At 68.7% G+C, this 25,554-nt stretch carries 21 protein-coding genes; 12 read left to right on the plus strand and 9 right to left on the minus strand.

Annotated features, from left to right (window positions below; genetic code table 11):
* Nucleotides 1–4: 4 nt before the first annotated feature.
* The 3 genes from CGZ93_RS15995 to CGZ93_RS16005 form a co-directional block, all read right to left on the minus strand.
* The gene (locus CGZ93_RS15995; RefSeq protein ID WP_094365151.1) at nucleotides 5–889 is read right to left on the minus strand and encodes an alpha/beta hydrolase; all 885 of its coding nucleotides are present in this window, start codon (nucleotides 887–889) and stop codon (nucleotides 5–7) included.
* Nucleotides 886–1,638, minus strand: a complete 753-nt coding sequence (locus CGZ93_RS16000) for a 3-hydroxybutyrate dehydrogenase (protein WP_094365152.1) — start codon at nucleotides 1,636–1,638, stop codon at nucleotides 886–888. Before CGZ93_RS16000 ends, CGZ93_RS15995 begins: the two co-directional genes overlap by 4 nt.
* 92 nt (nucleotides 1,639–1,730) lie before the next feature.
* A complete protein-coding gene (locus CGZ93_RS16005) occupies nucleotides 1,731–2,333 on the minus strand; it encodes a DNA-3-methyladenine glycosylase I (protein ID WP_094365241.1) in 603 nt (200 codons plus the stop codon).
* A gap of 51 nt (nucleotides 2,334–2,384) precedes the next feature.
* On the opposite strand from CGZ93_RS16005, the gene CGZ93_RS16010 reads away from it, so the two are divergent.
* On the plus strand, nucleotides 2,385–3,656 hold the full coding sequence (locus CGZ93_RS16010; RefSeq protein ID WP_229117523.1) for an APC family permease: 1,272 nt from the start codon (nucleotides 2,385–2,387) through the stop codon (nucleotides 3,654–3,656).
* Nucleotides 3,657–3,766: 110 nt separating this feature from the next.
* Entirely contained in the window at nucleotides 3,767–4,462 is a 696-nt protein-coding gene (locus CGZ93_RS16015) for a DsbA family oxidoreductase (protein ID WP_094365153.1), read from the plus strand.
* Nucleotides 4,463–4,467: 5 nt separating this feature from the next.
* Here CGZ93_RS16015 and pntB read toward each other — a convergent pair whose 3' ends face one another.
* Together pntB and CGZ93_RS16025 are read right to left on the minus strand one after the other, a co-directional pair.
* On the minus strand, nucleotides 4,468–5,880 hold the full coding sequence (pntB, locus tag CGZ93_RS16020) for a Re/Si-specific NAD(P)(+) transhydrogenase subunit beta (RefSeq protein ID WP_094365154.1): 1,413 nt from the start codon (nucleotides 5,878–5,880) through the stop codon (nucleotides 4,468–4,470).
* Between the two features lie 3 nt (nucleotides 5,881–5,883).
* On the minus strand, nucleotides 5,884–7,437 hold the full coding sequence (locus CGZ93_RS16025; RefSeq protein WP_094365155.1) for a Re/Si-specific NAD(P)(+) transhydrogenase subunit alpha: 1,554 nt from the start codon (nucleotides 7,435–7,437) through the stop codon (nucleotides 5,884–5,886).
* Nucleotides 7,438–7,563: 126 nt separating this feature from the next.
* Between CGZ93_RS16025 and CGZ93_RS16030 the strand changes: the two genes are divergently transcribed.
* Entirely contained in the window at nucleotides 7,564–8,640 is a 1,077-nt protein-coding gene (locus tag CGZ93_RS16030; RefSeq protein WP_094365156.1) for an FAD-dependent oxidoreductase, read from the plus strand.
* Nucleotides 8,641–8,646: 6 nt separating this feature from the next.
* Here the strand turns inward: CGZ93_RS16030 and CGZ93_RS16035 are convergent, their stop codons facing one another.
* Nucleotides 8,647–10,314 (minus strand): ABC transporter family substrate-binding protein, encoded by a 1,668-nt coding sequence (locus CGZ93_RS16035; protein WP_094365157.1) that lies wholly within the window; start codon nucleotides 10,312–10,314, stop codon nucleotides 8,647–8,649.
* A gap of 92 nt (nucleotides 10,315–10,406) precedes the next feature.
* Complete coding sequence (locus tag CGZ93_RS16040) at nucleotides 10,407–11,924, minus strand: dolichyl-phosphate-mannose--protein mannosyltransferase (protein ID WP_094365243.1); 1,518 nt, start codon at nucleotides 11,922–11,924, stop codon at nucleotides 10,407–10,409.
* Nucleotides 11,925–12,118: 194 nt separating this feature from the next.
* Here CGZ93_RS16040 and rsmI point away from each other — a divergent pair, with 194 nt between their 5' ends.
* From rsmI to CGZ93_RS16065, 5 genes are all read left to right on the plus strand, one after another.
* Nucleotides 12,119–12,943: a 16S rRNA (cytidine(1402)-2'-O)-methyltransferase gene (rsmI, locus tag CGZ93_RS16045; protein ID WP_094365158.1), complete on the plus strand. Its 825-nt coding sequence runs from the start codon at nucleotides 12,119–12,121 to the stop codon at nucleotides 12,941–12,943.
* A 76-nt stretch (nucleotides 12,944–13,019) separates the two neighbouring features.
* Nucleotides 13,020–14,705 carry a sodium:solute symporter family protein gene (locus CGZ93_RS16050; RefSeq protein WP_094365159.1) on the plus strand — a complete coding sequence of 562 codons (1,686 nt, stop codon included), beginning with the start codon at nucleotides 13,020–13,022 and terminating at the stop codon, nucleotides 14,703–14,705.
* Between the two features lie 13 nt (nucleotides 14,706–14,718).
* Nucleotides 14,719–15,042, plus strand: coding sequence for a hypothetical protein (locus CGZ93_RS16055; protein WP_229117525.1), 324 nt, complete (start codon nucleotides 14,719–14,721; stop codon nucleotides 15,040–15,042).
* A 9-nt stretch (nucleotides 15,043–15,051) separates the two neighbouring features.
* Nucleotides 15,052–17,595, plus strand: a complete 2,544-nt coding sequence (locus CGZ93_RS16060; protein ID WP_094365160.1) for a DEAD/DEAH box helicase — start codon at nucleotides 15,052–15,054, stop codon at nucleotides 17,593–17,595.
* Between the two features lie 181 nt (nucleotides 17,596–17,776).
* Entirely contained in the window at nucleotides 17,777–18,832 is a 1,056-nt protein-coding gene (locus CGZ93_RS16065; RefSeq protein WP_176451808.1) for an epoxide hydrolase family protein, read from the plus strand.
* A 109-nt stretch (nucleotides 18,833–18,941) separates the two neighbouring features.
* Here CGZ93_RS16065 and CGZ93_RS16070 read toward each other — a convergent pair whose 3' ends face one another.
* A complete protein-coding gene (locus CGZ93_RS16070; protein WP_094365162.1) occupies nucleotides 18,942–20,093 on the minus strand; it encodes a trans-sulfuration enzyme family protein in 1,152 nt (383 codons plus the stop codon).
* A gap of 108 nt (nucleotides 20,094–20,201) precedes the next feature.
* On the opposite strand from CGZ93_RS16070, the gene CGZ93_RS16075 reads away from it, so the two are divergent.
* From CGZ93_RS16075 to rsmA, 4 genes are all read left to right on the plus strand, one after another.
* Complete coding sequence (locus tag CGZ93_RS16075; protein WP_094365163.1) at nucleotides 20,202–20,714, plus strand: Lrp/AsnC family transcriptional regulator; 513 nt, start codon at nucleotides 20,202–20,204, stop codon at nucleotides 20,712–20,714.
* Nucleotides 20,715–20,955: 241 nt separating this feature from the next.
* Entirely contained in the window at nucleotides 20,956–21,789 is an 834-nt protein-coding gene (locus tag CGZ93_RS16080) for a TatD family hydrolase (protein WP_094365164.1), read from the plus strand.
* Nucleotides 21,786–22,376, plus strand: coding sequence for a nitroreductase family protein (locus tag CGZ93_RS19645; RefSeq protein WP_141211254.1), 591 nt, complete (start codon nucleotides 21,786–21,788; stop codon nucleotides 22,374–22,376). Before CGZ93_RS16080 ends, CGZ93_RS19645 begins: the two co-directional genes overlap by 4 nt.
* The gene (gene rsmA, locus CGZ93_RS16090; protein WP_229117526.1) at nucleotides 22,373–23,227 is read left to right on the plus strand and encodes a 16S rRNA (adenine(1518)-N(6)/adenine(1519)-N(6))-dimethyltransferase RsmA; all 855 of its coding nucleotides are present in this window, start codon (nucleotides 22,373–22,375) and stop codon (nucleotides 23,225–23,227) included. The genes CGZ93_RS19645 and rsmA overlap by 4 nt, the downstream gene beginning before the upstream one ends.
* Here rsmA and CGZ93_RS18555 read toward each other — a convergent pair.
* Complete coding sequence (locus tag CGZ93_RS18555) at nucleotides 23,213–25,489, minus strand: NACHT domain-containing protein (protein ID WP_141211255.1); 2,277 nt, start codon at nucleotides 25,487–25,489, stop codon at nucleotides 23,213–23,215. The two genes, rsmA and CGZ93_RS18555, sit on opposite strands and share 15 nt — an antisense overlap.
* Between the last annotated feature and the right edge of the window lie 65 nt (nucleotides 25,490–25,554).

Consider the following 25,554-nt stretch of genomic DNA (forward strand, 5'->3'; position numbering starts at 1 on the left):
CCCTTCAGCTGGTCCGGGCCGCGGACGCGACGGCGTCCAGCCCGGGCTCGGCCATGATGATCGTGTAGTGGTTGCTGCCCGGCACCTCCCGCACCTCGAACCGGGGCAGGTCCGCGGCCCGCTCGGCGACCGCCGCGGCCGGATAGAGCCCTTCCGGCTGGTCCAGCAGGCCCCGCTCGGCGCGCAGGAAGACGGTCGGATGCTGCAGCGCAGCCAACGCCGCGGCCACCGAGGCGCCGCCCTGCACCTCTCGGGAATCGGCCACCATCGCCTCGACCGCCGTGGCCGGCCGCAGGTGTGGCGCCTGCCCGACCAGGTCATAGCTCAGATAGCGCTCCAGCGCCGCGTCCCAGTGGTCGGCGAACGCCGGGTGGGCGCGCCAGAAGTCCAGGTAGGCGCGCTCGCTCGGGAACTCCCGGCTGAGCCGCTCGGCCGCGGGACCGAGCACCGCCTGGATCGCCTGCTCCGGGTCCATCCCCGGTGGCAGCGGCAGCGGCAGACCGCCGTCGACGAGCACCAACCGGGACACCAGCTCGGGGTGTCGATGCGCGAGCACCACCGCGACGAACGCGCCCATGGAGTGACCGACGACAACCACCGGCTCCTCGACCCCGACCGTCGCGAGCAGGGCGGCCAGGTCGTCGGCGTGACTGACCATGCCCCAGGGCCCGGGCAGGGTGTTGCTGCGACCCCGGCCGCGCAGGTCGGGGGCGATCACCCGATGCCCGGGCAGCGCGTCGGCCAGTTGCTGCCAGGCCAGGTGGGAGGCGGTGATGCCGTGGATCGCCAGCACCGTTGGCGCCTGTGCGGCGTCCTGCTCCGGAGTCCAGATGCCGGCCCGCAGCGTCCCGCCCCGCACCGGCGCGTCGACGGTGCGGTGGTCGCTCATTTGGCGGTCCAGCCGCCGTCGGCGACGAAGTTGCTGCCGGTGATCATCCCCCCGTGCGGGCCGGCGAGAAAGGCGATCATCGCGCCGAGGTCCTCTGGGGCGACGAACTTTTTGATCGCGTGCGGGGCGAGCATCACCTTCTCGGCGACCTCGTCCTCACTCATGTTGTGCGCCCGGGCCTGGTCGGGGACCTGCTTGGCGACCAGCTCGGTCCAGGCGTACCCGGGGTTGACGCAGACGCTGGTGACGCCGTGCTCGGCGCCCTCGAGGGCGGTCACCTTGGAGAGTCCCTCCAGCCCGTGCTTCGCGGAGACGTACGCCGACTTGTAGGCGGAGGCGACCAGGCCGTGCACCGAGGACACGTTGATGATCCGGCCGAACGAGTTGGCGTACATGTGCGGCAGGCTGGCGCGGATCAGCAGGAAGGGCGCCTCCAGCATGACCCGGTGCAGCAGTCGCCAGCGCTCGGGGTCGAACTCCTGGATCGGGGAGACCTGCTGCATGCCGGCGTTGTTGACCAGGATGTCGGCGTCCAGCCGAAGGTCCTCCAGGGCGCGGGTGTCACCCAGATCGCACACCCACGCCTCACCGCCCACCTCGTCGGCGACCTGCTGGGCGGCCTCGGCGTTCAGATCAGCCACCACGACGTGGGCCCCCTCGGCCGCCAGGGCCCGGGAAGCGGCGGCGCCGATGCCGGCACCGCCACCGGTGACGATCGCCTTGCGGCCCTCAAGTGTCTGCTCGCTCATGCTGCTCCTCCCTGTCGGCCCGTCGGCCCGTCGCCCCGTCGCACTGTCGTCCTGTCGTGCGGAGGGCGGGCCGCTCCGCGGCATCCTTCAGGCTACCGTCTGGGCCACACGCCCGAGCTGCCCCTGCGGTGCGAGTCGACCAGATGGGTGTCAACGATCCCGACGGCCTCCATCAGCGCGAACATGGTGGTCGGACCGACGAACCGGAAGCCGCGCCGCTTCAACGCCCTGGACAGCGCCACCGACTCGGGGGAGGTGGTCGGGATCTCCGCCAGCGTCCGCGGGGCCGGGGTCTCGGCCGGTTGGTGCGACCAGATCAGCTCGACCAGCCCCTCCTGCTCACGCAGCGCCACCGTCGCCGCGGCGTTGCCGATCGTGGCCAGGATCTTGGCGCGGTTGCGGACGATCCCGGCGTCGGCGAGCAGCCGTTCGACGTCGCGGTCACCGAACGCGGCGACCGCGTCCGGGTCGAAGTGGGCGAACGCGGCGCGGAAGTTGTCCCGCTTGCGCAGGATCGTCGCCCAACTCAACCCCGCCTGGAATCCCTCGAGGCTGAGCCGCTCGAACAGGCCCTGCTCATCGCGGATCGGCATGCCCCACTCGGTGTCGTAGTAGGCGCGCAGCAGCGGATCGCTGGCCGCCCACACCGGACGCGCCAACCCGTCGTCGCCGATCACCACAGCCGGCTCGCTCACCTCATCCACCTCGTCGCTCGTCGTTCACCTGCGCTGCCTAGTCTGACGGCCGTGACCGACAACGGGCAGCCCGGGCTGAAACGGCAACTGCGGCTGGGCGACGCCGTGTTCATCGGACTGGGTTCGATGATCGGGGCCGGGGTGTTCGCGGTGTGGGTGCCCGCGGCCCAGGTGGCCGGGGTGTGGCTGCTGCTCGGGCTGGCGATCGCGCTGATGGTGGCCTACTGCAACGCGACGTCCTCGGCCCAGCTCGCCGCGCAGTATCCGACCTCGGGCGGCACCTACGTCTATGGCCAGGAGCGGCTGGGGGAATGGCCGGGATTCCTTGCCGGGTGGGGATTCGTGGTCGGCAAGACCGCCTCGGTGGCGGCAATGGCGCTCACCTTCGGGCAATATCTGGCGACCGCATTGGGGGTGCCCGACATCGCGACGATCGGCCGCTCGCTGGCGATGGCGGCGGTGCTGGTGCTGGCCGCGGTGAACTGTTTGGGGGTGACCCGCACCGCCCGGCTGACTCGGATCATCGTGGTGATCGTGCTGGCGGTGCTGGTGGTCGCCATGGTCAACAACGTGGCCTGGCCGATGTGGGGGTGGGTGCGCCTCGCCGAGCCCGGCCCGATCGGCCCCTATCAGGTGCTGCAGTCGGCCGGGCTGTTGTTCTTCGCGTTCGCCGGTTATGCCCGGATCGCCACCATGGGCGAGGAGGTGGTCGAGCCCCGGCGGACGATCCCGCGGGCGATCCTGATCGCGCTGTCGCTGACCGCGGTCGTCCATTTCGTCGTGGGTGCGGTGCTGCTTCGCGGCGGCGCCCAGTGGATCGCTTCTGCCCAGGCTCCGCTGGCACTCTCGCGCTGGCACTCGGTGACCCTGGTGGTCACCGTCGGCGCGGCGCTGGCCACGGCCGGCGCGATGTTGAACCTGATGACCGGGATCGGCCGGACCACCCTGGCGATGGCCCGCAACCGTGATCTGCCCGGGTGGTTGGCCGTCATCGAGCCGCGTCATCAGGTGCCGCGGCGGGCGGAGGTGGTGCTGGCGGTGGTGGTGTGCGCGCTGCTGCTGATCGGTGACCTGCGCACGGTGATCGGCTTCTCCAGCTTCGGCGTACTGATCTACTACTGCATCGCCAACCTGGCCGCGCTGACCCAGGGCCCGGCCGACCGTCGCTTCGGCAAACCGCTGCAGGTGCTGGGTGCGGTGCTGTGCCTGGTGCTCGTGGCCACCCTGCCCTGGCAGTCGGTGGTCGGCGGTCTGATCATGTACGCCGTCGGCGCGGCGTACCGGCTGCTCACCCGCGCCCACCGGAAGCACCTCGCCCCCTGACCCGTGCCTCGCCCCCGATAGACCGGGGGCGTCGCACCACTTGGGGAGCGTCGCGACAGGGCCCTTGATCTGCCCGGGAAGAAAACCTCCGGGCCCGGGGTTGCACGGGCATGAAGATCGACATCTGGTCCGACATCGTGTGCCCGTTCTGCTATCTCGGCAAGCGGGAGCTGGAGCTGGCGCTGGCCGACTTCGAGCACCGCGACCAGGTGCAGATCAGCTGGCGCAGCTTCGAGCTCGACCCGACGATCGAGCCGGTCTCGGACAACACACTCGTGCAGAAGATCGCCAGCAAATACGGCATCAGCGAGGCCGAGTCGGAGCAGTCCCAACGGCAGATCGCCGAGCGGGCGGCCAGCCTGGGGCTGACCTTCAACTGGCAGCAGGCCCGGTTCGGGAATACCTTCGACGCGCACCGGCTGGTGCACCTGGCAAGGGAGCTCGGGCTGGAGCAGCAGGCGTACGAGCTCCTGTTGCGCGCCTATTTCACCGACGGCGTGGCGGTCGGCGATCCGGCGGAGTTGCAGCGGCTGGGTGAGGAGATCGGGCTTCCCGAACAGCGGGTACGCCGGTTGCTCAGCTCCGACGAGTTCGCCGCAGCGGTGCGCGCGGACGAACAAGAAGCCCGTTCCCTGGGCATCTCCGGGGTGCCGTTCTTCGTCTTCGCCGACCGGTACGCCGTGTCCGGCGCCCAGCCGCAAGAGGTGTTCGCCAACGCGCTCGCCAAAGCATGGCAGGACACCCACCCGGCCGGACTGATCGACGTCGGGCCCTCCGGCGAAGCGTGCGGCCCCGACGGCTGCTGAGCCGATCACAGGGCGGCGAGGATGTCCTCCACGCGCTGCTTGGCGTCACCGAACAGCATCTGCGTGTTCTCCCGGAAGAACAGCGGATTCTGCACCCCGGCGTACCCGGTCGCCATCGACCGCTTGAACACGATCACCTCCCGAGCCCGCCACACCTCCAGCACCGGCATGCCGGCGATCGGGGAGTTCGGCTCCTCCAGGGCTGCCGGGTTGACCGTGTCGTTGGCGCCGATCACCAGCACCGCATCGGTTTCGGGGAAGTCGTCGTTGATCTCGTCCATCTCCAGCACGATGTCGTAGGGCACCTTCGCCTCGGCCAGCAGCACGTTCATGTGTCCCGGCAACCGACCCGCCACCGGGTGGATCGCGAATCGCACCTCGACCCCGCTCTCGCGCAGTCGACGGGTCAGCTCGGCCACCGGATATTGCGCCTGGGCCACCGCCATCCCATAACCGGGCGCGATCACCACCGACCGCGACCTCTTGAGCAGCGCCGCCACGTCGGCTGCGCTGGTCTCCCGGTGCTCCCCATAGTCGCGGTCGGCATCAGCGGTCACCGCGCCGTCGGAGCCGAAGCCACCGGCGATCACCGAGACGAACGACCGGTTCATCGCCCGGCACATCAGATAGGACAGGATCGCACCCGACGACCCGACCAGGGCGCCGGTGACGATCAGCAGGTCGTTCTCCAGCATGAATCCCGCCGCCGCGGCCGCCCAACCGGAATAGGAGTTCAGCATCGACACCACCACCGGCATGTCCCCGCCGCCGATGCTCGCCACCAGGTGGAAACCGATCGCGAGCGCGATCAACGTCATCAGCAGCAGCGGGATCAACGACGGCGCCGCCAGGAACCACACCAGCAATCCCGCGCAGGCGATCAGCCCGAGCAGGTTCAGCAGGTGCCGGACCGGCAGCACCAGCGGGGACGACTTCATCCGGCCGCTCAGCTTGGCCCAGGCGACCAGCGATCCGGTCAACGTGATCGCACCGATGAACACCCCGAGGAACACCTCGACCAGGTGCACCGGATCGCGGCCTTCCTCGGCCAGGAAGGAGTTCACGCCGACCAGCACCGCCGCCAGACCGACGAACGAGTGCAGCAGCGCGACCAGTTCCGGCATCCCGGTCATCGCGACCGTGCGGGCCCGCCAGCCGCCGATCACCGCGCCGATCGACATCGCCAGCGCGATCAGGATCGCGGTCACCACCAGGTTGGAGCTGCCACCGATCTCGTGCGCGTGCTGCAGCCCGAGCACGATGGTCGCGCCGACCGCCAGCACCATTCCGATCACCCCGGCCAGGTTGCCGCGGCGGGCCGTCTCGTGCCGGGACAGCCCGGCCAGCGAGGCGATGAACAGCAGCGCGGCCAAGATGTAGACGACCCGCACCGCACCGGCGACCAGCTCAGTCGGCATCGCTCAGTCCTTTCGGAACATCGTCAGCATGCGGTTCGCCACCAGGAATCCGCCGAAGATGTTGATGCTCGCCACCACCACCGCGATGAACGACAGGATCCGCACCGCGAGGTTGTCCGAGCCGATCTGCAGCAGCGCACCGACCAGGATGATCCCCGAGATCGCGTTCGTCTCGGTCATCAGCGGGGTGTGCAGGGCGTGGGTGACGTTCGAGATCACGTAGTACCCAACCACCACAGCAAGTGCGAAGACCGTGAAGTGCAGCAGGAACACCTGCGGGGTGAATGCCAACCCGACCGCCAGCGCCGCCGCGGCCACTCCCAGCGAGACCGTGCGCGCGGCCCGTCCGCGCACCGCCACCTCGGCGGTCTGGGTGGTCGCCGCCTCGGAGCGGGTGGCCGAGGCCGCCGCCGGCACCGGCGCCGCCGACACCTGCACCGGTGGAGGCGGCCAGGTCACCGCACCGGCGTCGGTGACCAGCATCGAGCGCTGCACCACGTCGTCGGTGTCCAGCACCAGTTGCCCGTCCTTGCCGGGGGCGAGCAGCTTGACCAGGTTGACCAGGTTGGTGCCGAACAGCTGCGACGCCTGGGTGGGCAGCCGCCCGGCCAGGTCGGTGTGACCGAGGATGATCACCCCGTTGTCGCTCATCACCACCTGATCGGCGCGGGTCAGCTCGCAGTTGCCGCCGTTGGCCGCGGCCATGTCCACGATCACGCTGCCGGGACGCATCGAGCGCACCATCTCGGCGGTGATCAACCGCGGCGCCGGTCGGCCCGGGATCAGCGCGGTGGTGATCACGATGTCCGCGCCGGCCGACTGCTCGGCGTACAACCGCATCACCAGGCGTTCCTGGTCGTCGCTCATCTCGCGCGCATAGCCGTCGCTGGACGCCTCCGCGTCCTGCGCGTCGGGCAGGTGCACGAACTCCGCCCCCATCGACTCGACCTGCTCGGCGACCTCGGGGCGTACGTCGAACGCCCGGACCACCGCCCCCATCGAGTTGGCCGTGCCGATCGCGGCCAACCCGGCCACCCCGGCGCCGACGACGAACACGTTCGCCGGTGGCACCTTGCCGGCGGCGGTCACCTGCCCGTTCAGCAGCGAGCCGAAGTTGTACGCCGCCTCCACCACCGCGCGATAGCCGGCGATGTTCGCCATCGACGACAGCACGTCCAGCGACTGGGCGCGCGAGATCCGGGGGACCGCGTCGAGCGCGAGCGCGGTCACCCCGCGCACCGCCAGCGCGTCGAGCAGCTCGGGGGAGCGGGCGGGGGCGAGCATGCACGCCAGCACCAGCCCCGGGCGCATCCGGTCCAGCTCCTCGGGCAGCGGGGCATAGCACTTCAGCACCAGGTCGCTGGCCCACACCTCGGCCGCGTCCCCGACGAAGGCGCCGGCTGCGGCGTACGCCGGATCGGGCAGGTGGGCCAGCGCTCCGGCACCGGACTCGACCACAACCTCGAAACCCAGACCGACCAGCTGCGTCACGGTCTTCGGGGTGGCCGCGACCATCGTTTCGCCGGGTCGCAGCTCCTTCGGTACGCCGATCCGCATGTTCCTCCCGCCGGTCCGGGCGCACCGTCGCGCCCTGTTCAGCACCCTAGCCCCGCCGACACGATGGCGCTGAGCGGGACTCGCCGACGCCCAATAGGCTGGGGACCACGCGAGTCTGGAGGTGCCGTGGCGCAGCAGGTGACCATCATCGGAGCCGGGATCACCGGCCTCACCCTCGGTCTGTTGGCGACCCGGGCGGGTTTGCCGGTGACGCTGGTAGACCCCGGCCTGCGGCTCGGGGAGCGCGACGGGCTGATGGGCGCCCCGGCCGGTCTGCAGCAGGAGTTGCAGTATCACCACGTCGAGCGCTGGTGGGGAGACGCCGGGCTGCAGGCCTACGCCGAGCAGGTCCGGCGCGGCCAACAGCTCGTCCTGGCCTGCGCCGCCGACTGCGGCGTACCGGTGACCCGGGCCGAGCAGGCCACGCTGACCGCAGACGGCCGGGAGGCGTTCTGGCTGCGGCACGAGGTGGTCGCGATGCGGCAGGCCGGGCTGCAGCCGGTGTTCACCGACGAGACCGGGTTGCCGTTCAGCACCCGCCCGCAGCTGGTGCTGCCCGATCAGCCGGTGCTGGACCTGATCGCCTATCGCGACGCGCTGGCCGCGGCGCTCACCGAGGCGGGTGGCGTGATCACCACCACCGGGGCGAGCCCCGATGGGTGGACCGTGTCGACGACCCCGGAACCGGTGTTCGACCGGGCGCTGATCCGGCCGCGGCTGCGGAGGGCGGACTGGTCGTGGGTGGAGCTGGCCAGTGCCGACCCGGCGGCCTTCCCGCTGCGCAGCGGTACCGACCTCGACGACGGTGGCCGGATCTGGGCGCGGCGCGGGGATCGGCTCTGGCTGGGCAGTCGGCGGCAGGACAGCCGGGCCCAGGCCGCCCGCTGGTTCCCCGAGGCAGAGGTGATCGCCAGCTGGTCCGCGCCCGCCGCGGCCAGCCTGGATTCGCTGCCGCTGGTGGGGTACGCCGGTTCACCGGCGGACAAGCGGCTGGTGGCCACCGGGTTCGACGCCTGGGAGCTCACCCTGGGCAGTGCCGCGGCCCTGCAATTGGTCGACGTGCTGACCGGGAAGGGGCGCGTGGACCTGCCCTGGTCCCCGGTACGCCTGGCCCGTCCGCTGAGCGTGCTCCGCGCCGGCTGGAGCACCGCCCGGCACGCGCTGCGGGTCAGCCCCGTGTCGCCGTTCCCGCGGCGCGGCTGAGTCCGGCTACTTGAGGTAGCCCACCTTCTCCCAGGAGATGCTGGCCAGCCCCTGGGCGCCCAGGTTGGCCAGCCGCAGCGAGGCACCGACCGACCGCGGTTGTTGGTACAGCGGAATGGTCGGCAGGGTCTCCCACAGCTTGCCGTCGAGCTGGTTGGCCAGCTCGACCCGGCGGGGCAGTGCCGGCTCGGCGGCGATCTGCTCGAGCAGCTGGTCGATCTCCGGGTTCTCCAGCCGCGAATAGTTCTGGTCGGTGCCCGACCCGAACCGGTCGGACAGTTCACCGAACGGGTGCCGGCTGCCCTGGCCGCCCATCGTGATCAGGTCGAAGCGGCCACCGGACAGCACCGACCCGTTGTCGAAATCGGCCAGCGAGGCGTCGCTCAGCTGCACCTGGAAGCCGACCGCCTTGAGCTGCTCGGCGATCGCGGCGGCCTCCGCCTCGGCGGCGGCGACCCCGCGGACCTGCACCAGGTTGACCTGGAGCGCCCGGCCGTCCTTGCTGCGGGTGCCGTCCTTCTCCTTCCACCCGGCCTTGTCCAGCACCGAGCGGGCGGCGTCGAGGTCGCGGGTCAGTTCGAGCCGGGCGGCGTTGTCGACGTAGCCGTCCTGGCCGGTGAGGAACACCCGGTTCCCCAGCGGGGCGGCGTTGAACTCGATCCCGGGAAGGGCCTGGCTGCCGATCCTCGACCGGTTCAGGGTGAGCGCGACGGCCTTGCGTACCGCCGGTTCGCTGACCGGGCCGGTGGAGGCGGTGTTCAGCACCAGCTGCCGCCAGGTGGTGGCCGCGGCGCGGCGTACCTGATGATCCGGCACGGTCTTCGCGGCCTTGTAGAGCTCGGGGGAGGTGGACAGGTCGAGCAGGTCGATCTCCTGGTTGGCGTACGCCCTGCCCTGGTTCTCCCGGGGGATCTCGCGGATCGTGAGCCGGTCCAGCAGCGGCTTCTCGCCCCACCAGGTGGAGTTCGGGGTGGCCACGAGCACCTTCTGCGCCTGGTCATACTGGTCGACCGCGAACGGGCCCGACATCCACTCCTTGCGCCAGGTGGTCCAGCCGGCGTTGAACGTGTTCGCGTCGCGGACCGACTCGGCGCGCAGCATGCTGACCCGCTCGAACACGCCGCGCCAGTCGGGGTAGGCCTTGTTGAAGGTGACCTGCGCCTCCTGCTGGCTGGCGCCGGCCGTCACCTCTCGGATCTGGTTGAAGCGCAGACCGGAGTTGCAGCGGAACCCGGCGGAGCGGCCGTTGCACGCCTGCCAGGTGGCGATCAGGTCGTTGGCCGACAGCGGCTGCCCGTCTCCCCAGGTGGCGCGCTGGTTGAACTTCAGCGTCACCACGGTCGGGTTGCTGGAGGTCTCGGTCGCCGACTCGAGGAAGGCGGTGTTGGGGGTGGCCACCCCGTGCTCGTCATAGCTGAAGAACTGCGGCAGCACGGCCCGGCGGAAGCTGTCCAGACCCGGCGCGGCGTCGGCCGACATCGGGTTCAGGTTGCCGATCGACTCCGACGCCAGCCTTACCTCGCCACCGGGTTGCAGGGCTGCCCGATCCTGCGGGTTGACGTCGCTGGCGGGCAGGGGGGTGGTGTTGCTCTCGCCCTTGTCCTCGGGCTTGCTGCAACCGGTGACCAGCAGGCCGACCACAACCGGGACGGCCAGGATCCGCCGGAACTTCACATGTCCTCCATCGAATTCGGGCGCGGGGGCGGGCGTGCAAACCAACCTAGGGTACGCCGAACCTGCGTCGCGGTGGAAACTCGGCGCCGCCCTCAGATCCAGGACTGGAACCACATCCGCCACTGCCAGTGTGACATCGGCAGCACGGCGTCGGTCAGGATCGGGTGGATGAACGCGAAGTTGAGCGCCACCAGCGCCACGAACGCCCCCGCGATGATCCCCCCGAACCGGCGTCGCTCACCGCCGTCGGCGGGGCCGATGATGCGCCCGAGCACCAGCGCGACGGCGATACAGGTGAACGGGATGATCACGATCGCATAGAAGAAGAACAGCGGCCGGTCGGAGTTCGGGAACCAGGTCAACCAGGTCGAGGCCACTCCGAGCACGGGTACGCCGAAGCGCCAGTCGCGGGCGAACAGCCACAGCACCAGGCTGGCCAGCAGCGCGAACACGCCCGCCCACCACAGGATCGGCGTACCCATCCCGCTGATCACCCGCAGGCAGGTCTCGGGCCCGGGGCAGCCCTGGGTGCCGGGTTGGATGTCGTTGACCGCGTCGATCCCGATCGGTCGGGCGACGAACAGCCAACCGGCCGGGGACGCCGAATAGGGGTGGGTGGCGTCCTTGATCCCCTGGCCGGTGTGGAAGTCGAGGATGTCGCGGTGATACTGCAGCAGGGAGCCGAGGCCCTGACCGAGGATGCGCACCACCGGGTCGTCGGGGTGTTCGGCCCCCCAGTTGCGGTCATAGCCGCCGGAGGTGCTCAGCCAGCCCGCCCAGGTGCTCAGATAGACGAACCCGGCCAGCACCACCTGATAGACGAACGCGATCGGCCCGTCGACGACCAGTCCGCGCAGCGAGCCCACCCCGGCCCCGGCCAGGCGACGGGCGCCGACGTCCCAGATCACCGACAGCAGCGAGAACGCCGCCAGCACATAGATCGAGTTCCATTTCGTGGCGCAGGCCGCGCCGAACACGATCCCGGCGACCAGCCGCCACGGGCGCCACCAGAAGATCGGCCCGAACCTGCCGCCCAGGTCCGGGAGCTGTTTCGCCGCCAGGTGGTCGGCAAGTTTCTCGCGGAACCAGTCCCGGTCGCGGACCAGCACCGCCACCCCGAGCACGCAGAAGAACGCCTGGAAGATGTCGAGCAGGGCGATCCGCGACATCACGAAGTGCAGCCCGTCCAGGCTGAGCAGCAGGGCCGCGATCCCGCCGATCAGGGTGGAGCGGGCGAGCCGGCGGGTGAGGAAGAACACGACGGTGAGCAGCGCGCAACCGAAGAACACCGCGGCGATCCGGAACCCGAACGCGTTGAACCCGAACGCCTTGATCCCCAGGGCGATCAGATACTTGCCCAGCGGCGGGTGCACGATGAACGAGCCGGACTCCTTCATCCCCGAGAAGTCGCCGCGCAGCACCTGCTGATCGGCGCCCTCGGCCCAGTCGTGCTCGAAGCCGGTGGTGATCAGCGCATAGCCGTCCTTGGCGTAGTAGATCTCGTCGAACACCATCCCGGCCGGACGGCCCAGATCCACCATCCGCAGCACGAACGCGATCAGCGTGATCGACATGCCGACCACCCACGCCAGCGCCAGGTCGTTCGGCATCGCGTTGCGCAACCGGTCGATGGTCGGGACCGGGGGGCGGATCTGTGGGCCGCCGGTCACCGGGTGCGGCGAGTCGTACCATCGCTGGTCGCCGCGGGCGCCGTCGCGGGTCTGGGAGGCCTGGGTCACGCGCGCCATCCTAGACTGGACCGGTTCTTCGGGACGGGTAGCGAAATGGGTCAGGAGGTGCTCGGGTGCTGGTGCTCGCGGGTACGCCCATCGGCAGCGCCGAGGACGCCTCGCCGCGGCTGCTGCGCACCCTGGCCACCGCCGAGGTGATCGCGGCCGAGGACACCCGACGGCTGCACGGGTTGCTGCAGCGGCTCGGGGTGCAGACCTCGGCCAGGGTGGTGTCCTATTTCGAGGGCAACGAGGCCGTGCGTACACCGGAGCTGGTCGCCGAGCTGAGGGAGGGACGTACCGTCGTGCTGGTCACCGACGCCGGCATGCCGTCGGTCTCCGATCCCGGCTATCGCCTGGTCGCCGCAGCGGTCGCCGAGGGGGTCGCGGTGACCGCGGTGCCCGGGCCGTCGGCGGTGCTCACCGCGCTGGCCGTCTCGGGGCTGCCGGTGGACCGGTTCACCTTCGAGGGGTTCCTGCCCCGTAGGGCGGGGGAGCGGTCCCGCAGATTGGCTCGCCTGGCCACCGAGGAACGCACCATGGTGTTCTTCGAGGCTCCGCACCGGTTGGCCGACTTCCTCGACGACGCGGCCACCGCGCTGGGCGGCGACCGGTCGGCGGCCGTCTGCCGGGAGCTGACCAAGACCTACGAGGAGGTACGCCGCGGGGGTCTCGCCGAGTTGGCCGGATGGGCCCGCGAGCACGCCCGCGGTGAGATCACCGTCGTCATCTCCGGTGCCCCGCTCGCCGACGCCGACCCGGTCGACGCGGTCGCCGAGGTGCAGCAGCTGATGGCCGAGGGTGCCCGGCTGAAACCCGCCGTGGCCGAGGTGGCCGAGCGCAGCGGCGTACCGCGGAACGCGCTCTATCAAGCGGTGCTGGACGCCCGGAAGGGCTGATCCGCAGGGGGTGGGTGTAGCGTGCTGCCACCCCCCTGCAAAGGGTTTCTGTTCATTGGAGAGCGGAGGCTGACTGATGGAGACCGTGCGATTGAACGCACACTGGATCGACTACGCGTTGATCGCGCTGTATTTCGTGTTCGTGCTCGGCGTCGGCTGGTTCGCCCGCCGAGGCGTGTCCAACTCGATCGAGTTCTTCCTCTCGGGTCGTTCCCTGCCCGCCTGGGTCACCGGGCTGGCGTTCATCTCCGCCAACCTCGGTGCGGTGGAGATCATGGGCATGTCGGCGACCGGCGCCCAGTACGGCTATCCGACGATGCACTACTTCTGGGTCGGCGCCATCCCGGCGATGCTGTTCCTCGGCGTGGTGATGATGCCGTTCTACTACGGCTCCAAGGTGCGGTCGGTGCCGGAGTTCATGCGGCGTCGTTTCGGTCCCGGTGCACACCTGGTGAACGCGATCTCCTTTGCCCTGGCACAGATCCTGATCGCCGGCGTCAACCTCTATCTGCTCGGCTCGATCGTCAACAAGCTGCTCGGCTGGCCGCTGTGGGTGGCGCTGATCGTCGCCGCGGCGATCGTGCTGTCCTACATCACCCTGGGCGGGCTGTCGGCGGCGATCTACAACGAGGTGCTGCAGTTCTTCGTGATCATCGCCGCGCTGCTTCCCCTGACCCTGCTGGGGTTGAACCGGGTGGGTGGTTGGAAGGGGTTCACCGAGCGCGTGGCCAACGACGGGGTGCTCGGCAGCGAGCAGTTGCACACCTGGCCGGGTTCCCAGCTGTCCGGTTTCGACAACCCGGTCCTGTCGGTGATCGGCATCGTGTTCGGCCTTGGTTTCGTGCTCTCGTTCGGTTATTGGACCACCAACTTCGTCGAGGTCCAGCGGGCGATGGCGTCCAAGGACATCACCGCGGCGCGGATGACCCCGATCATCGGCGCCTTCCCGAAGATGTTCGTCCCGTTCATCGTGATCATCCCCGGCATGATCGCCGCACTGCTGGTGCCGGAGCTGGCGGCGATGAAGCGGGCCGCCGGGGCCAACGAGGACGCCACCGGCGCGGGTGGGGTGACCTACAACGACGCGCTGCTGCTGCTGATGCGCGACACCCTGCCCAACGGTCTGCTCGGGATCGCGATCGCCGGCCTGCTGGCGGCGTTCATGGCCGGTATGGCGGCCAACGTGTCGGCGTTCAACACCGTCTTCTCCTATGACCTGTGGCAGCAATACGTGGTGAAGGATAAGGACGACACCTATTACCTGAAGGTCGGGCGGATCGCCACGATCGCGGCCTGCCTCATCGCCATCTTCACCGCGCTGATCGCGGCCAACTTCTCCAACCTGATGGACTATCTGCAGACCCTGTTCGGGTTCTTCAACGCGCCGCTGTTCGCCACGTTCCTCCTCGGCATGTTCTGGAAACGGGCGACCCCGACGGCCGGCTGGATCGGCCTGCTGGCCGGCACCGGGTCGGCGATCGCGGTCTATGTGATGAGCCAGACCGGGGTGTTCTCGCTGCCCGGGCAGGGGGCCGCCTTCCTGGCCGCCGGCGTCGCGTTCGTGGTGGACATCGTGGTGATGGTGCTGGTGTCGCTGGCGACCCGACCCAAGCCGGCTGGCGAGCTGCGCGGGCTGGTCTATTCGGAGACCCCGAAGGCCGACTTCCACGACGAGCAGCGCCACCCGTGGTATCGCAAGCCCACCGTGATGGCCGGGATCGCGCTGGTCCTGGTGATCGCCCTCAACGTGATGTTCGCCTGAGCGGAGGAACCTGATGTCACACGAACACAGCACCCACGACAACGGCACCCACCGCGACGGATCTCACGGTGACGAGCACACCCACGTGGAGCGCGCCGGCGCGTTCGACGTGCGCAACTTCATCGCCGCGCTGATCGGGCTCTATGGGCTGATCCTGCTCATCTTCGGACTGGTCGCCTTCACCGGTGAGGATTCCGCCAAGACCGGCGGGGTGAACGCCAACCTGTGGGCCGGGGTGGCGATGCTCGTCTTCGCCGCCCTGTTCGCGGTGTGGGCGCGGGTGAACCCGATCCGGATCGAGGTCAGCGAGGACGACGAGGCGCCGCGGGCGCACTAGGATCGCCGGGTGAAGCTGACCGACGAGGTACCCGGGGACCCCGACACCCTGTACGAACACTTCACCGAGTGGACCCTGGAGCGCGGGCTGGAACTCTATCCCCACCAGGACGAGGCCGCCATCGAGCTGTTCAGCGGCAACAACCTGATCCTCGCCACGCCCACCGGGTCGGGAAAGTCGCTGGTCGCGGTGGCGGCACACTTCGCAGCGCTGGCCACCGACCGGGTCAGCTTCTATACCGCACCGATCAAGGCGCTGGTCAGCGAGAAATTCTTCAGCCTGTGTGAAATCTTCGGTGCCGACAACGTCGGCATGGTCACCGGGGACGCCTCGGTGAACGCCGACGCGCCGATCATCTGCTGCACCGCCGAGATCCTCGCCAACCTGTCGCTGCGGGAGGGGCGCGACGCCGACGTCGGGTTGGTGGTGATGGACGAGTTCCACTTCTATTCCGAACCCGACCGCGGGTGGGCGTGGCAGGTGCCGCTGCTGGAGCTGCCGCAGGCGCAGTTCCTGCTGATGTCGGCCACCCTCGGCGAGGTGGACCGGTTCGTCACCGACCTCGACCGGCGGACCGGGCGTACCACCGCGGTGATCGCCGGGGCCGAGCGACCGGTGCCGTTGGAGTTCGAGTGGTCAATGACGCCGCTGCAGGACAAGGTGGTCGAGCTGGTCCGCGACGACCGGGCGCCGGTCTATCTGGTGCACTTCACCCAGGCCGAGGCGCTGGAGCGGGCGCAATCGCTGCTGTCGTTGCCGTTGCTGCCCACCGGCGCCGCCGAGCGGATCGCCGCCGAGCTCGGCGCGTTCCAGTTCGGCCCCGGCTTCGGCAAGATCCTCTCCAAACTGGTACGCCGCGGCATCGGCGTGCACCACGCCGGAATGCTGCCGAAATATCGGCGGCTGGTCGAGCAGCTCGCCCAGACCGGGCTGCTCAAGGTGATCTGCGGCACCGACACTCTGGGAGTGGGGGTCAACGTGCCGATCCGCACGGTGCTGCTGACCGGGCTGGCGAAATACGACGGACGCAAGGTGCGCCGACTCAAGTCCCGCGAGTTCCATCAGATCGCCGGTCGCGCCGGCCGGGCCGGTTTCGACACCGTCGGATATGTGGTGGTGCAGGCGCCCGAGCACGTGATCGAGAACGAACGGGCGCTGGCCCGGATCGGCGACGACCCCAAGAAGCGCAAGAAGTTCCAGCGGAAGAAGCCGCCGGAGGGGTTCGTCGGCTGGAACGAGGAGACGTTCGCCAAACTGATCGAGGCAGAGCCCGAAGAGCTGGTCAGCCGGATGCGGGTCACCCACTCGATGATCCTCAACCTGGTGCAGCGGCCCGGGGATCCCTGGCAGGCAATGAAATCCCTGCTGCAGGACAACCACGAACCGTGGCGGCGTACCCGTCAGCTGTCCCGCCGCGCGATCGCGCTGACCCGCGGACTGCTCGCCTCCGGCGTACTCGAGAAACTCGACCCGCCGTCGCCCGATGGACGCACCTGCCGGCTCGCCGAGTCGGTGGGGGAGGACTTCGCGCTGAACCAGCCGCTCGCCCCGTTCGCGGTGGCGGCGATGGACCTGCTGGATCCCGACGCGGACAGCTATCCGCTGGATGTGGTGTCGGTGATCGAGGCCGTGCTGGAGGATCCGTTCGTGGTGCTGCTGGCCCAGCAGCGGCGGGCGCGCGGGACGGCGATCGCCGAGATGAAGGCCGACGGCATCGAATACGACGAGCGGATGCAGCTGCTGGAGGAGGTGACCTGGCCCAAACCGTTGGCTGAGCTGCTGGAACACGCGCTGACGGCGTACGCCCAGACCCATCCGTGGGTGGACCCGAGCGCGCTGTCGCCGAAGTCGATCGTCCGCGACCTGTGGGAGCAGGCGATGGACTTCACCCAGTTCATCTCGGTTTATCAGCTGCAGCGCTCCGAGGGGTTGGTGCTGCGCTACCTCACCGACTGCTATCGGGCGCTGCGCCAGACCGTCCCGGAATCCTTCCGCAGCGAGGAATTCGACACCCTGGTGGAGTGGCTGGGGGAGCTGGTGCGGCAGACCGACTCGTCGCTGCTGGACGAGTGGGAGGCGCTCACCGACCCCGACCAGGTGGCCGCCACCGCTGCCGCCCGCGCCGCCGGTACGCCGCCGCCCCCGCCGCGCCCGGTCACCGGCAACGAACGCGTGTTCACCACGATGGTGCGCAACGCGATGTTCCGCCGGGTCGAGCTCGCCGCCCGGGACAAGTGGGCCGAGCTGGCCGCGCTCGACGAGGCGGCGGCCCACCTGCCCGAGCCGCCGCTGCCGGTGCTGATGACCGCCGACGCGTGGGATGAGGCGCTGGCCGGCTATTGGGAGGAGCACCAGGAGCTGCTCACCGGCGCCAACGCCCGCGGACCCGCGTTGCTGCGGATCGAGAAGCATCGCACCCGTTGGGAGGTCACCCAGGTGATCGACGACCCGGACGGCAACCACGACTGGCGCATCCTCGCCGAGGTCGACCTGCCCGCCAGCGACCAGGCCGGCACCGCGGTGGTGCGCACCCTCGCCTTCGAGCGCCTCTGAGGCGGGGCCGCCGAGGCGCGGTCGGTGAGGCAGGGTCGCTCAGGCAGGGTCGCTCAGGCAGGGTCGCTCAGGCAGGGTCGCTCAGGCAGGGTCGCTCAGGCAGGGTCGCTCAGGCAGGGGACCGAGACTGTCCTGTTGCGCTGTTGTGATGGTGTCACCACCGAAACGACAGGAGCAACCAATGGACATCACCCCCTTCACCGTCGACGTTTCCGGCGAGGAACTCGCCGAACTGCACCGACGCCTGGACGCCGCCCGGCTGCCCGACGGCCGCGAATCTCTGGCGGAGCTGCTGGGCCACTGGCGACGGCTCGACTGGCCGGCGCAGCAGGAGCGGATCAACCACACCCCGCAGTTCCTGGCCGAGGCTGGCGAGCGCACCGTGCACTTCGCCCGGATCCGTCCGGAACGGGTCACCCGCGGGGCCGTCCTGCTGTTGCACGGCTGGCCGGATTCCCTTCTGCGGTTCGAGAAGGTGTGGGACCGGTTGGCCGGGGCCGGCTTCGACGTCGTGGTCCCCTCGCTGCCCGGATTTGGGTTCTCCTCCGGTGGCGCGGCCTCCAGTCGGGACACGGCCGAGCTGTTTGCCGGGCTGATGAGCGAGCTCGGCCATGAGCGGTTCCTGGTCGCCGCAGGCGACCTCGGCACCGGGGCCGTCCTCGCGTTGGGTCGCCAGCACCGGCAGCGGTTGGTGGGGGCACACCTGTTGGACATCGGCTATCCGAGCATCCCCGAGCAGGATCTCACCAGCGTCGAACGGGAGTGGGCCGACTTCATCGCGCAGTGGTTCGCCACCGAGGGCGGGTACGCCCACGTGCAGAGCACCAAACCGCAGATCATCGGACCGGCGCTCACCGACAGTCCCGCTGGCCTGGCCGCGTGGATGTTCGGGTTCATCGAGGCGGGAGCGGTGGACGGCGACGTGGCCGCGGCCTTCGGCGGGCTGGATGAGCTGCTGGTCAACCTCAGCCTCTACTGGTTCACCCGGACCGGCGGGTCGGCCGCCGATGCATACGCCGCCGACGGCTGGGGCGGGGACACCTCCCGGGTCGAGGTGCCGACGGCGGTCCTGGTCGCCCCGCGGGATTCCCGTCCGCCGCGTGAATGGTGCGAGCGGCAGGCCACCGTGGTGCGCTACACCACCCTGGCCGAGGGCGGTCATTTCCTGCCGCTGGAGTGCCCGCAGGCGTACACCGACGACCTGCTCGCCTTCGCCGACCAGCTGGCCGGGCGCTAGCCCAGTGGCCAACCGCACAACTCCGGTGTCTTCGTGGCACCTCGACGAGCGGACGCGGGTCTGCGCGCCGTGCGGTCAAATGATCATGGAGTTGTGCGGTTGGGCGGCGTCAGAGTGCCTGGGCCAGGTCGGTGATCAGATCCTCCGGGTCCTCCAGGCCGACCGACATCCGCACCAGATCGGCGTCGGGGCGGGCGTCGGCGGCGACCGGGCGGTGGGTCAGGCTGGCCGGGTGCTGGATCAGCGAGTCCACCCCGCCCAGCGACACCGCATGGGTGATCAGCCGGGTGCGGCTGACCAGCCGGGCCGCGGCGTCGAATCCGCCGGCCAACCGGAACGACACCATCGCCCCCGGACCGCAGAGTTGCCGCCCCAGCAGGGATTGCGGGTCCTGTCCCGGCAGGCCGGGGTAATGCACCCGGGCCATCTCGGGGCGTCGCGACAGCCAGTCCGCGACGGTCGCGGCGTGCTGTTGCTGGGCGCGCACCCGCACCGGCAGGGTCTGCAGCCCGCGGTGCAGCTGGTAGGCGGCCAGCGGGTGCAACAGGGCCCCGGTCAGTGCCCGGATGTGGCGGAGCCGGGTCGCCCACTCGGCGTCGGTGGCGACGATCCCGCCCATCAGGTCACCGTGCCCGCCGAGATACTTGGTGGCCGAGTGCAGCACCAGGCGTACGCCGTGCCGGCCCGGCTGCTGCAGCACCGGGGTGGCGAACGTGTTGTCGATCAGCACCGGGACCCGGCCCGCCGCGGCCACCAGCGCGCTCAGGTCGAGCAGCTCCAGCGACGGGTTCGCCGGGGTCTCGGCGACCACCAGCCCGGTCTCGGCGGTCAGCGCGTCGGCGACCTGATCGGGCTCGGCCCAGGTGACCCTGGTGCCGAGCAGTCCGCTGGCGAGCACGTGGTCGGTGCCGCCATAGAGCGGGCGCACCGCGACCACGTGCGGGGTGCCCGCCTGCACCAGCGAAAGCAGCACCGCCGACAGCGCGGCCATGCCCGAGGCGTACGCCACGGCCTGTTCGCACCCCTCCAGCCTGGCCAACGCCCGCTCGAACCGGTCCACGTTGGGGTTCCAGAGGCGCTGATAGACCAAGCTCATCCCGGCCTCGGGCCGCCCACCCCCCGCCATCGTGTCGTAGGCGTCGCCGCCGCTGGCCAGGTCGGTCACCGGATAGGTGGTGGACAGGTCGATCGAGGGGACGTGGGCGCCGAGTGCGGTCAGGTCCTCCCGACCGGCGTGCACGGCTGCGGTATCACCTTTCATGACTCAATCATGCGGATTCACCTGGCTGGGCGCGACAGATCAGTGGATTCTGCGCTTCTGAGGTTCTTCAACGCTGATTTTGCGATCAAGGTCGCCTAGGCTGACTCCATGCCGAAGAAGCCGCGCCGTCCTCTCGAGCCCGGTCCGCCGCCGCGTCAGCGACCACTGCTGGACGAGGTGGACGCGGTGCTGGTGCGCGAGCTCACCGTCGACGCCCGCCTGTCCAACGCGGCCCTCGCCCAGCGGGCCGGGATCGCCGAGTCGACCTGCTCGGCCCGGGTGCGCAGCCTGGTCCGGCGCGGGGTGATCCGCGGATTCACCACCGTGCTCGACCCGGCTGGCCTGGGGGCGCCGGTGCGGGCGATGGTCGCGGTACGCCTGTCCGGGCACGACATGGCCCAGGTGGACGCGTTCGGTGAGCAGGTGTCTCAGCTGCCCGGGGTGCTGGAGGTGTGGAACGTCTCCGGCGCCGACGACTTCGTGGTGCAGATCGCCTGCGGCTCACCCGATGAGCTGCGCGACTTCGTGCTGACACACCTGAGTTCGCGGTCCGGCGTGGTGCACGTGCAGACCTCGCTGATCTTCCGCAGCCACCGCGGCCGCGGCGTACCGATCGGTTGAGACACTGGCCCAGATGACGATTCCCCGTGACAGTTCGGGACCGCCGCCGGTCGTGGCCGACTTGGCCCGGGGACGACCGGTACGCCCGGTGACAGGTGTCAGTGGTAGCGCAAACTTGGCGGACCCTTTTGCTCAAGCTTATCGGTCAATTGTCCCGCGCATCCAATCGGGGACGCGGGACAATTGACCGATAAGCGTGAGCGAAGGGGTGGGGGTGGGGGATCGCCGTAGACTCGGCCCGGTGAAGGATGAGCTGCCACCGCCCCCGGACCCGCTGCCGCGGCCCGTCGTCGACTCGCACTGCCACCTGGACACCGCCCAGCAGGTGACCGGGTTGGACCCCGCCGAGGCGATCCAGCGCGCGGCCGCGGCGAACATCCACCGCATCGTGCAGATCGGCTGCGACGTCGAGGGCTCCCGGTGGGCGGTCGAGGCCGCTCGTCGGTTCGACACGGTGGTGGCCACGGTGTCGCTGCACCCCAACGACGCCGCCCGGATCGGCCGTGACCGACTGCCCGCCGCGCTGGCCGAGATCGACCGGCTGGCCGGCAATGAGGTGGTGCGCGGGGTGGGGGAGACCGGGCTTGACCATTTCCGTACTCGGGAAGCGGATCTCCAGCAGCTGCAGCGTGAATCCTTCGCCGCGCACATCCAGATCGCCAAGCAGCACCAGAAGACCCTGGTCATCCACGACCGCGACGCGCACGCCGACGTGTTGCAGGTGCTGGACGCCGAGGGGGTGCCGGAGCGGGTGGTGATGCACTGCTTCTCCGGCGATGCCGCGTTTGCCCGTAGGTGCCTGGATCGCGGCGCCTGGCTGTCTTTTCCCGGGCCGGTCACCTACAAGGCCAACCACGAACTGCGCGAGGCGATGCGGATCACCCCGAGCGACCGCTTGTTGACCGAGACCGACGCCCCCTATCTGGTTCCGGTGCCCTGGCGTGGCTATCCGAACGCGTCCTATCTGGTCCCGCACACGGTGCGTTTCCTTGCCGAGGAGCGCGGCGACGACCTCGAAGAGCTGTGTGATTCCCTGACCAGCAACGCGTTTGCGGCGTTCGGTGGTGCCTGGTGAGGTTGGCGGCGGCGATCCGCAAGCGACGGATGGTGCGTTCGTACGCCGATCGTCCGGTTCCCGCGGAGGTGCTGGAGGAGCTGATCGACTTCGGCGTACGCGCCCCCTCGGCGGGGTTCAGCCAGGGGGTCAGCCTGCAGCTGCTCGACGGTGCCGACCTGCAGCGGTTCTGGCAGGTCACCGTCGACCGGGAAACCAAATGGCTGGAGCGGATGAGCACCGCCCCGGTGCTGATCCTGGTCTGGGCGAGCAAGGACGCCTACCTGGACCGGTACGCCGAGCCGGACAAGGGGTGGACCGACCGCGACGAGGACCGCTGGACCGCGCCCTACTGGTTTGTCGACGCCGGCATGGCCGCCGAGAACATCCTGCTCGGGGCCGTGGCCCACGGCCTGGGGGCATGCTTCTTCGGCGTACCCCCGGAAAAGGTGGACGCCGTACGCCGCGAGTTCGGCGTACCGGACGAACAGTTGAGCGTCGGCGTGATCAGCCTCGGCTGGCCGGCGGAGGGGGAGATCCAGTCGGGATCCCCGCGGAGCCGCGGGCGCATCGCGCGCGAGCAGCAGGTGCATCGGGGGAACTGGTGAGCGGGCTGCTGGACGCCCGTTCGGTGCGCGAGCTCGCGACTCGGCTCGACCTGCGCCCGACCAAACAGCGCGGGCAGAACTTCGTGATCGATGCCAACACCGTCCGCCGGATCGTCAAGGCTGCCGAGCTTTCCGCCGATGACATCGCCCTGGAGATCGGCCCCGGGTTGGGGTCGCTCACCCTCGGCCTGCTGGACGTGGCTCGGCACGTCACGGTGGTGGAGATCGAGGACTCGCTGGCCGCGCAGCTGCCACGCACCGTTGCCGAGCGGATGCCCGAGCGGGCCGACCGGCTCGACGTGGTCGGCGCCGACGCGCTGCGGGTCACCGACCTGCCCGGGCCGGCACCCACCACCGTGGTCGCCAACCTGCCCTACAACGTCAGCGTTCCGGTGCTGCTGCACCTGCTGGCCACTTTTGGTTCCCTGCAACGGGGTCTGGTGATGGTGCAGCTGGAGGTGGCCGACCGGCTGGTCGCTGCCCCGGGGTCGAAGATCTATGGCGTGCCGTCGGTCAAGCTGGCCTGGTACTGCGAGGCCAGGCGCGTCGGCACCGTGCCGCCGTCGGTGTTCTGGCCGGTGCCCAACGTCGACTCCGGCCTGGTCCGGATGATCCGACGCGAACCACCTGCGACCACCGCCACCCGCGAGCAGGTGTTTCAGGTGATCGACCTGGCCTTCGCCCAGCGACGCAAGATGTTGCGTGCCGCGCTCTCCGGGCTGTGCGGTGGCTCGGCCGCCGCCAGCCAGGTGCTGGAGCGGGCCGGGGTGGATCCGCAGGCGCGCGGGGAATCCCTGCTGGTGCAGGACTTCGCGCGGATCGCCCAAACGCTCTCGCTACCAAGGGAATGACTGAGAAGGGTTGCTCAGCAAGTCGTGCACGCGTTTCCGCATTCGGGGTTCTGGGCTGATCAAGCCAACTCCGCGACGCGAGGCCGCGGTCACGTATCCGGATGCGGTGAGGCGATCAATCGCCTCCGGAACTGACGCTCGGAGCGGTAGAGGAAGCCCCCGTGACAGGGCATCGACCTTTCTTGCGGATCCCCGCTGAACATACACCTTGCGAAGAATCGTGAGCGCTACCTTTTCGACATCTTGGAGTGGGAGATTCAATATCGCATCATTGGTGTCGGATTCGGCGCTGAAAGATTCAATCTCGCAGTTGATAAAGTTTGATTCGCATTCAGGTGGGACTTTCGACCAGCCGACGACTGAGTTGATCAGACAGCCGCTGAATGAGGGGAACTTCTCATGCGATTCCACTAGCAAGACATCCAGTTCGTCAATCATGCAGTCCCTGAAGTTGGAGCTCGCCATGTAGCCACCTCCTTCTACGGCCAACCTAGGAATAAGTAGCTCGTGAAACTCAGGAGCCAAGGCCGAGTCTATCTCGCACCCCAGAGAGTCCGCGCAACGGGCGACTTCCATCAGCGGCTCGTCAGTAAAATTCTGGTTGATGCGATGGTTAAGGGCCTGCTTCGCATGGGCCGGCTGAAATCCCAGTTCGATCAAACGACTCGCGGCGACTTCCCCTGGTAAACCGTCGGTCGCATTGCTCCACGAGGAGGGACGACCTAATGCATGAGGTCCGAATGGATTCGCCATATAGATGGCCAAGTCTTGCCCGTAGGCGGCATTAGCTAAATCGACGTCCGCGAATTGACGACTCTCCAGCCCTTGCTCGCTTGAATTGACCGAGACGAGACCGGGAAGGCGAAGAAGCTGCTGAAGGGCCTCTTGCTCTGGGTCATATCCGCAAACTTCTCGAAACTTCTTGCGCATGTCATCTAGGCTGATTGGGCCCAGATTCCCGTCGCTTGCTCGCGCCATGGTGGCGATCCCTGCCAAGAGTGCAAGAACGGAATCGGGGCTAACTGTCTGCAGAAGGTCGGCTTCGCGGCGAGACAGCTGGCTGAGGATTGTGGCCCAAGCATCGCCACGGTCCAACCCCATCAGAGACTCTGGCCGGTCTACCGCGAGTAGAAATCTGAGAAGTAGGGGCCTTGTGGGGAGCCATGGCGGAGTTGACACATCACCAATCAGGCTGCGCACCCGACCCTCGTCAAAATCACGAAGATGCACAATGTCAGCCGTGTCCAATCCCAGAGTCTCTAGCAATTCTTCATCTGAGGAAAAGTACTGTGCGCGCCCAGCCACGAGTATTCCGATGGAACTGGGACTTTCTTGGATCAGGTTCCGAACTGGGTGCAGAGCAGCGCGTCGAACAGTCTTGAGGTCGCGAGCCCCCCCAACCCATTGAACGGGGACAAGCTCATCGAATCCATCCAAGAGTAGATCGCACGCTCCAGCTCGCCAAGCAGAAATAAGCTGTCTCTCTGAAGTGAATCCTATGTCTTCGGCGTGTCGAGAGAGCACCTCGCGGGGTGTCCGTAAACCGTGAAGATCGCGCAGGTTGATGTGGAGCGGAAAGCGATTCTCGTCAGGCGTCTTGAAATACGTCTTTCGGAGGTGGAGAAAGGTTTGACGGAGGGCCTCACTCTTTCCTGAGCCATAGTCACCGAGCAAAATCGTTGGGTCAGAGTCGCGGACGCGGTCTACGAGGGCGCTGACTCCAAAGGGCCCTGCGTTCAAGAGGGCAGATTCCATGATCGGGTCAACATAGTCACCTTGCTTATGAACATTTGTTCGATCCCACCCGGCACTCCCAAATGGCGCAGCTTGACGTAGGGAGAGATACGCCTCGGTGTCGATCAGTCTCTTGCGTAGGCCAAGATAGCTGATAGCGTGGATCTGCAGTCCATGAGCCTTGGCAATCCTATGTATTTCGGCGCGCTGGTGGGCTTCTGGTTCGGATTGGGTAACGAAGAATCCTTGAAGGTTCTTGTAGGGATCCTGGATTGCGACCTTACCCAAGAGTTGAGCGATCTTTTCGCCATCTTTGGCAGCCTTTGCCTTGCTACGATCGGTGGTGAACTCGAATACCTGTACTGAGTCCTCGGAGGTGAACACTGCGTCCCGCTCTTGGCCATCGATGATCGCACTACCGCCGGTATCTGACGGATCAAAGATTGCGCGAGCTAGTGCAAGTGCTCGGATTTCAAACTCGCGGCCCGAGTCCTTGTTGTCGCGTGGGGTACGAGACGGTTCGGCCATCAGGACTCCTTTGTCATCGAGGCAGCCTCAGCATAGCTGAACGTGCTTGCAGGTTGGTCGCTCCT

It is taken from the genome of Enemella dayhoffiae (assembly GCF_002250625.1).
In the GTDB taxonomy this organism is placed as follows: Bacteria; Actinomycetota; Actinomycetes; order Propionibacteriales; family Propionibacteriaceae; genus Enemella; species Enemella dayhoffiae.